This window comes from Streptomyces sp. NPDC004031 (assembly GCF_053604375.1).
The window spans coordinates 33,260-40,189 of sequence record NZ_JBSGHL010000072.1 but is presented as its reverse complement, the minus strand read 5'-3'; the positions used below and the strand labels follow the sequence as shown (position 1 = coordinate 40,189).

Below are 6,930 nucleotides of genomic sequence, written 5' to 3'. Positions count from 1 at the left end.
GTTGACTTTTGGCACGCTGTTGAGTTCTCAAGGAACGGAAGCTTCCTTCGAGACCGTTTCACCGGCCCCTCCGGGCTTTCCCTTCGTTGTGTTCCCAGCTTACCGGATTCCCCAGCCGATTCATAATCGGCCGTTTCCCGCTCAGCATTTCGATTTTCGGCGCACCGAAAACCGCCCCGCTGAAGGGGTCGGGCGTAGGTAGTGGGTGGCCGCTCGACGGTCGGAGTTGGTGTGAACCAGATCTCCAGGCCGTTTTGGCGACTCGGACTACGTTACGTACGTGTGGCGGCCGAGTCAAGCTCGGCCGCCGTTCAAACGTATTTTTCCGGCCACGTCCGGCCGGAGCCCGCCGGAACCGGCCCCGGAGCGGGCCGGCGCAGGCCTCAGCGGACCTCGACCGCCGCCAGGTTGCGCTTGCCGCGGCGCAGGACGAGCCATCGGCCGTGGATCAGGTCGTCCCGCCCGGGGATCGCGTCCTCGTCCGTGACCTTGGTGTTGTTGAGGTAGGCGCCGCCCTCCTTGATGGTGCGGCGGGCGGCCGACTTGCTCGGGACCAGTTCGGTCAGGGCGAGCAGGTCGGCGATCGGGGCCGGCTCCGTCACCTGGGCGTGCGGCAGCTCGCTGAGGGCCGCGGCCAGGGTGGGCTCGTCGAGTTCGGAGAGCTCGCCCTGGCCGAAAAGTGCCCTTGATGCGGCGATGACGGCCGCGCACTGGTCGGCGCCGTGGACGAGGGTGGTGAGCTCCTCGGCGAGGGCGCGCTGGGCCGTGCGGGCCTGCGGGCGCTCGGCGGTCAGCTGCTCCATCTCCTCCAGCTCCTCCCGGGTGCGGAAGCTCAGCATGCGCATGTAGGTGGAGATGTCCCGGTCGTCCTGGTTCAGCCAGAACTGGTAGAAGGCGTAGGGCGTGGTCATCTCGGGGTCGAGCCAGACGGCGCCGCCCTCGGTCTTGCCGAACTTGGTGCCGTCCGCCTTGACCATGAGGGGGGTGGCGACACAGTGCACGTCGGCGCCCGGCTCCAGCCGGTGGATGAGGTCGAGGCCGGCGGTCAGGTTGCCCCACTGGTCGCTGCCGCCCTGCTGGAGGGTGCAGCCGTAGCGGCGGTACAGCTCCAGGAAGTCCATGCCCTGGAGCAGCTGGTAGCTGAACTCCGTGTAGCTGATGCCCTGCTCGGACTCCAGCCGGCGGGCGACGGCGTCCTTGGTGAGCATCTTGTTGACCCGGAAGTGCTTGCCGATGTCGCGCAGGAACTCGATCGCCGACAGCCCGGCCGTCCAGTCGAGGTTGTTGACCATGACGGCGGCGTTGTCGCCCTCGAAGGAGAGGTAGGGCTCGATCTGGCCACGCAGCCGGGCGACCCAGGCGGCGACCGTCTCCGGGTCGTTCAGGGTCCGCTCGGCCGTGGGGCGGGGGTCGCCGATCTGGCCGGTGGCGCCGCCGACGAGGGCGAGCGGGCGGTGGCCGGCGAGCTGGAGGCGGCGCACGGTGAGGACCTGGACGAGGTGGCCGACGTGCAGGCTGGGGGCGGTCGGGTCGAAGCCGCAATAGAAGGTGACGGGACCGTCCGCGAGTGCCTTGCGCAAGGCGTCCTCGTCGGTGGACAGCGAGAAGAGCCCGCGCCACTTCAGGTCGTCGACGATGTCCGTCACGGCTTCGTGTCTCCTTGGTTCTGCTGGTGGGCGCGCCGAGCTGCTGCTCCGCGCCCTGGCAGGCTACCGCCGCTTGCGCGGGGCGTGCGCGCGATAAGGGCTCACCGTGGGGTCGCCGTCGATCCAGTAGCGCCAGGGGTGGGCGGCTCCGGCGCCGCCGACGCCGGTGCGCGGGCCGGTGCGGACGGCCGCCGGGTCGGGCGGGGTGCCGGTGAGGATGCGGAAGGGGCCGCCGGGGGCGCAGGCGTCGGCGCCGTTGAGGGCGCGGTCGACGGAGAGGGCGGTGGCGAGCCGGGCGGGGCCCTGGGCGAGGTCGCTGTCCTTGCGCGAGGTGGGGCGGTGGCGGCGGGCGAGGTCGGCGCCGGCGGTGATCTCGCCGCCCCGCAGCAGGATCCCGGCGGCCTTGCCCGCGGGGCCGCAGACCAGGTTCAGGCAGTGCCACATGCCGTAGGTGAAGTAGACGTAGGTGTGGCCGGGCGGTCCGAACATCACGGCGTTGCGGTCGGTGCGGCCGCGGTAGGCGTGGGAGCCGGGGTCGTTCGGGCCGTCGTAGGCCTCGACCTCGGTGAGCCGCAGGTCGATCGGGCCGTCGTCGGTGGTGCGGACGAGGACGCGGCCGAGGAGGTCGGGCGCGATCTCCAGGACCGGCCGGTCGAAGAACGCGCGGTGCAGCGGGGCCCGCTCGGGTGCGGTGATCACGGTCCGGAAGCGTACCGGAGCGGGGTGGAACCACCCCGGGGTGTGCTGCGTTCGTAGTGTTCGCCAAGATCTGTGCACGGCACGGCAAAGCGAAGGGGACGGGTGTCCGTTATGGGCTTCAGGAAGATGATGGCGAGTCTGGGCGCGGGCGGGGCGTCGGTGGAGACCGAGCTGCACCAGGCGGACGTGACGCCGGGCGGGGTGATCCACGGCGAGGTGCGGATCGAGGGGGGCTCGGTCGACCAGCGGATCCAGGGTGTGACGGTGGGGCTCCAGGCCCGTGTCGAGGTGGAGACGAAGAACGCCCAGGGCGAGGACACCGAGTACCACCAGAACATCGAGTTCCACACGCAGCAGGTCGGCGGGGAGTTCGTGATCCAGCCGCGGGCGGTGCACACGGTGTCGTTCGCGCTGGAGGTGCCGTGGGAGACGCCCGTGACGATGTTCATGGGACGGCAGCTGACCGGGATGAACGTCGGGGTGACGACGGAGCTGCAGATCGCGCGGGCGGTCGACAAGGGCGACCTGGACCCGGTGAACGTGCATCCGCTGCCGGCGCAGGACGCGCTGCTGGACGCCTTCGGGCGGCTGGGCTTCCGCTTCCACAGCGCCGACCTGGAGAAGGGGCACGTGCACGGGACGCGGCAGCGGCTGCCGTTCTACCAGGAGATCGAGTTCAAGGTGCCGGAGCAGTACCGCGGGCTCAAGGAGGTCGAGCTGACGTTCGTCGCGGACGGCAACGAGATGGACGTGGTGCTGGAGATGGACAAGAAGGGCGCCTTCACCGGTGGTGACACGCACCGCTCCTTCGTGATGAACATGCAGTCGTTCGAGCACACGGACTGGGCGGACTACCTCCATCAGTGGCTGGCCGAGGTGGGAGCGAAGCGGAACTGGTTCTAGGGTTCTACGCTCGGACCGCAGGTCCGGTGCGAGACCGGCCTGATCGAATCGAGAGGTGTCGAGGTGTCCGAGCAAGCGCGGCGACCGCTCCCCCATGACTTCCACCCGCAGGTCCCGGAGTTCACCGTCGTGAGCGACGAGATGACGCACGGGGGCGTGCTGCCCGACGAGCAGGTCTACGCGGAGGGCAATGTCTCGCCGCAGCTGCGGTGGGAGGGTTTCCCGGCGGAGACCAAGAGCTTCGCGGTGACGTGCTACGACCCGGACGCGCCGACCGGCAGCGGCTTCTGGCACTGGGTGCTGTTCGACATCCCGGTGTCGGTGACGGAGCTGCCGCACGGCGCGGGCTCGGGGGACTTCCCGGGGCTGCCGGACGGTGCGGTGCACGCGCGCAACGACTACGGGACGCGGGACTTCGGCGGGGCGGCGCCGCCGGCCGGGGACGGTCCGCACCGCTACGTCTTCACCGTCTACGCGGTGGACCAGGAGAAGCTGGGCGCGGACGCGGGTGCCTCGCCCGCGGTCGTGGGCTTCAACCTGCGCTTCCACACGCTGGCGCGGGCGGCGCTGGTCGCCGAGTACGAGGTGGCGGGCGGTTAATCCGTTGCGCCGGGCGGCCGCCGCGCCGCACAGTGGTGGGTGCCCGGCTCGCCGGTGCCCCCGGTCATGCGCCCGGACGGTACGGCTCGACGCCGGGCAGGCCGGCACCGCTTCGGCGGGGGCGGCGGGGTGAGGCGCTGGGCGGTACCACGCGCCCTCCGCCGCCTGCCGGGCCCCGGTCATCCGGACCGGGTGTCCGCGTCGGCCGGAGCGCTCCGGATGCCGGGGAATCCACCTCCTCACGGCGTCCGGGGCGCGGTCTTCCCCGTTTCCGCGGGCGCCGTCCCTCCGTTTTCGTGGGCGCCGCCCTCCCGCTTCCGCGGGAGTTGGTCCCGCCGCCTCGGGGGCAGTGTTCTGCGGCTCTTTCCCGCGTCCTCCTTCCGCGGTCATCTCCTGTCCCCCATGGGGAAATTGCGTTGTCCGTACGGCAAACGCACGGGCACAGTGGAGCCACTTCGCCGAGCGGCGGAGCGGAGCCGGGAGGTGGGCGGAAATGCGTGAGACGCTGGTGCTGAATGCGAGTTTCGAGCCGCTGTCGACGGTGTCGCTGCACCGCGCGGTGGTCCTGGTGATGCAGGACAAGGCCGTCGTCGAGCAGGCGCATTCGGGTGTGCGTTTCCGTGCCGCCCAGGTGGACATCCCGGTGCCGCAGGTGATCCGGCTGTGCCGGTACGTACGGGTGCCCTTCCGACAACGTGCTCCGTGGTCGCGGCGCGGGGTGCTGGTGCGTGACCGGCACCGGTGCGCGTACTGCGGGCGGCGGGCGACGACGGTCGACCACCTCGTGCCGAAGTCGCACGGTGGCACGGACACGTGGCTGAACACGGTCGCGGCCTGCTCGGAGGACAACCAGCGCAAGGCCGACCGGACGCCGGAGCAGGCCGGGATGCGGCTGCTTGCGCAGCCGTTCGAGCCGACGCCGGCGGACGCGCTGCTGCTGGCTCTGGGGATGCGGGACCGTGCGGCGCTGCCGGAGTGGCTGGCGCGTACCGCGTGAGCGGGTGAACGGGCAGGCGGATCGCGGTGGGGCGGCCGGGCCGGTCGGGGACGACGGGGCCGGCCGCCCTCGCGCGGTGCGGGGCTATTTGAGGATGAGCTGGACGATGGCCACGACGCCGACGACGACGATCAGGCCGCGCAGTGCGGCGGGCGGCAGCCGGCGGCCGACGCGGGCGCCGATGAGGCCGCCGATGGTCGCCCCGACGGCGACGAGGCCGACGGCGGCCCAGTCCATGTGGGCGACGAAGATGAACAGCAGCGCGGCGACGCCGTTGACCATGGCGGCCAGCACGTTCTTCAGGCCGTTGATGCGCTGCAGGGTCTCGTCGAGCATGAGGCCCATGAGGGACAGGTAGATCACGCCCTGGGCGGCGCCGAAGTAGCCGCCGTAGGCGCTGGCGACGAACATCCCGAGGGCGAGCAGCAGGCCGCCGTGCGCGGGCGCGGTGGTGCCCTGGCGCTCGCGGCGGGCCTGGACGGCGCGGCTGAGCCGGGGTTGCAGGACGACCAGCACCAGGGCGGCGGCGATGAGCACCGGCACGATGGCGTGGAAGGCCTTGGAGGGCAGGGTGACCAGCAGGACGGCGCCGGTGGCGCCGCCGAGCAGGGCGACCAGGCCGAGGCGGATCAGCCGCTCGCGCTGCCCGGCCAGTTCGCGCCGGTAGCCGATGGCGCCGGTGATCGAGCCGGGTACGAGGCCGAGGGCGTTGGAGACGTTGGCGGTGACCGGGGACAGGCCGACGGCGACGAGGACCGGGAAGGTCAGCAGGGTGCCGGAGCCGACGATGGTGTTGATGGTGCCGGCGCCGATCCCTGCGGCGAGGACGGCAAGGGCTTCCAGAGGGGACATGGGCTCTCCGTGGTCGGTGCGCCTCCTCCCCGCCGGTAGGGCCCGGTCGAGGGGGGCGCTGTGATCATGTCACAGCGCGGCGCCGCCGTCAGGGGTCTTCCGTCCCCTGGCGGCCCGGCCGTACGGACCGCCGTCAGTCCTTGTCGAAGGGTGCGGACTCGCGGCGGGGGGCCGGGGTGGTGGCGCCCTGGCCGCCGTTGCCGCCGTTGCCGCTGCCGGGGACGCCGGGGAGATTCACTATCCCGCCGAGGCCCTTGAGGGCGTCGTTGAGTTCGCTGGGGATGATCCAGAGCTTGTTGGCGTCGCCCTCGGCGATCTTCGGGAGCATCTGGAGGTACTGGTAGGCGAGCAGCTTCTGGTCCGGGTCGCCCGCGTGGATGGACTCGAAGACGGTGCGGATCGCCTGCGCCTCGCCCTCGGCGCGCAGCGCGGCGGCCTTGGCCTCACCTTCGGCGCGCAGGATCTGCGACTGCTTCTCGCCCTCCGCGGTGAGGATCTGCGACTGGCGGACACCTTCGGCGGTGAGGATCGCGGCGCGCTTGTCGCGGTCGGCGCGCATCTGCTTCTCCATCGAGTCCTGGATGGAGGTGGGCGGCTCGATGGCCTTGAGCTCGACGCGGTTGACGCGGATGCCCCACTTGCCGGTCGCCTCGTCGAGAACGCCGCGCAGGGCCGCGTTGATCTCCTCGCGGGAGGTGAGGGTGCGCTCCAGGTCCATGCCGCCGATGATGTTGCGCAGCGTGGTGACGGTCAGCTGCTCGATGGCCTGGATGTAGCTGGCGACCTCGTACGTCGCGGCGCGGGCGTCGGTGACCTGGTAGTAGATGACCGTGTCGATGTTGACGACCAGGTTGTCCTGGGTGATCACCGGCTGCGGCGGGAAGGGCACGACCTGCTCGCGCAGGTCGATGCGGTTGCGGATGGTGTCGATGAAGGGCACCACGATGTTCAGCCCGGCGCTGAGGGTGCGGGTGTAGCGGCCGAAGCGCTCGACGATGGCGGCGCTGGCCTGCGGAATGACCTGGACCGTCTTGATGAGTGCGATGAAGACGAGCACCACCAGGATGATCAGGACGATGATGATGGGCTGCATGTCCACTCCCCGCACCGGTTGCCGGCGGAAATACGGTGTGACTCCAGTAACTCCGACATGATCGATCTTGACAGAGCGGCCGCCCGCCGCGGGCCGGTTCGGCGAATTCCCGGCCCGTGGACGGCGGTTGCCCCGCCGGT

General features: G+C 71.0%; 8 protein-coding genes. 4 read left to right on the top strand and 4 right to left on the bottom strand.

From position 1 onward, the window contains the following. A partial coding sequence (locus ACWERV_RS32260) for a hypothetical protein (RefSeq protein ID WP_398344704.1) occupies positions 1-202 on the top strand: 202 nt, incomplete at its 5' end. 181 nt (positions 203-383) lie between these two features. Here the strand turns inward: ACWERV_RS32260 and tyrS are convergent. Then, on the bottom strand, positions 384-1,646 hold the full coding sequence (gene tyrS, locus ACWERV_RS32255; RefSeq protein WP_452939888.1) for a tyrosine--tRNA ligase: 1,263 nt from the start codon (positions 1,644-1,646) through the stop codon (positions 384-386). Positions 1,647-1,709: 63 nt separating this feature from the next. Further along, positions 1,710-2,345 carry a DNA-3-methyladenine glycosylase gene (locus ACWERV_RS32250; RefSeq protein WP_452939886.1) on the bottom strand — a complete coding sequence of 212 codons (636 nt, stop codon included), beginning with the start codon at positions 2,343-2,345 and terminating at the stop codon, positions 1,710-1,712. 111 nt (positions 2,346-2,456) lie between these two features. Between ACWERV_RS32250 and ACWERV_RS32245 the strand changes: the two genes are divergently transcribed. From ACWERV_RS32245 to ACWERV_RS32235, 3 genes are all read left to right on the top strand, one after another. After that, positions 2,457-3,248, top strand: a complete 792-nt coding sequence (locus ACWERV_RS32245) for a sporulation protein (protein ID WP_452939883.1) — start codon at positions 2,457-2,459, stop codon at positions 3,246-3,248. Positions 3,249-3,311: 63 nt separating this feature from the next. After that, complete coding sequence (locus ACWERV_RS32240) at positions 3,312-3,848, top strand: YbhB/YbcL family Raf kinase inhibitor-like protein (RefSeq protein ID WP_398192864.1); 537 nt, start codon at positions 3,312-3,314, stop codon at positions 3,846-3,848. Between the two features lie 493 nt (positions 3,849-4,341). Next, positions 4,342-4,845 (top strand): HNH endonuclease, encoded by a 504-nt coding sequence (locus ACWERV_RS32235; protein WP_452939879.1) that lies wholly within the window; start codon positions 4,342-4,344, stop codon positions 4,843-4,845. A gap of 84 nt (positions 4,846-4,929) precedes the next feature. On the opposite strand, the gene ACWERV_RS32230 is transcribed toward ACWERV_RS32235, so the two are convergent. Continuing rightward, complete coding sequence (locus ACWERV_RS32230; RefSeq protein WP_398192862.1) at positions 4,930-5,697, bottom strand: sulfite exporter TauE/SafE family protein; 768 nt, start codon at positions 5,695-5,697, stop codon at positions 4,930-4,932. A 133-nt stretch (positions 5,698-5,830) separates the two neighbouring features. Further along, positions 5,831-6,790, bottom strand: a complete 960-nt coding sequence (locus tag ACWERV_RS32225) for an SPFH domain-containing protein (protein WP_452939876.1) — start codon at positions 6,788-6,790, stop codon at positions 5,831-5,833. Positions 6,791-6,930 lie beyond the last annotated feature (140 nt).

Excerpts from the sequence above, each read along its gene's own strand:
- ACWERV_RS32245 (WP_452939883.1), top strand. The coding sequence starts at position 2,457 with ATGGGCTTCAGGAAGATGATGGCGAGTCTGGGCGCGGGCGGGGCGTCG.
- ACWERV_RS32235 (WP_452939879.1), top strand. The coding sequence starts at position 4,342 with ATGCGTGAGACGCTGGTGCTGAATGCGAGTTTCGAGCCGCTGTCGACG.
- ACWERV_RS32230 (WP_398192862.1), bottom strand. The coding sequence starts at position 5,697 with ATGTCCCCTCTGGAAGCCCTTGCCGTCCTCGCCGCAGGGATCGGCGCC.
- ACWERV_RS32225 (WP_452939876.1), bottom strand. The coding sequence starts at position 6,790 with ATGCAGCCCATCATCATCGTCCTGATCATCCTGGTGGTGCTCGTCTTC.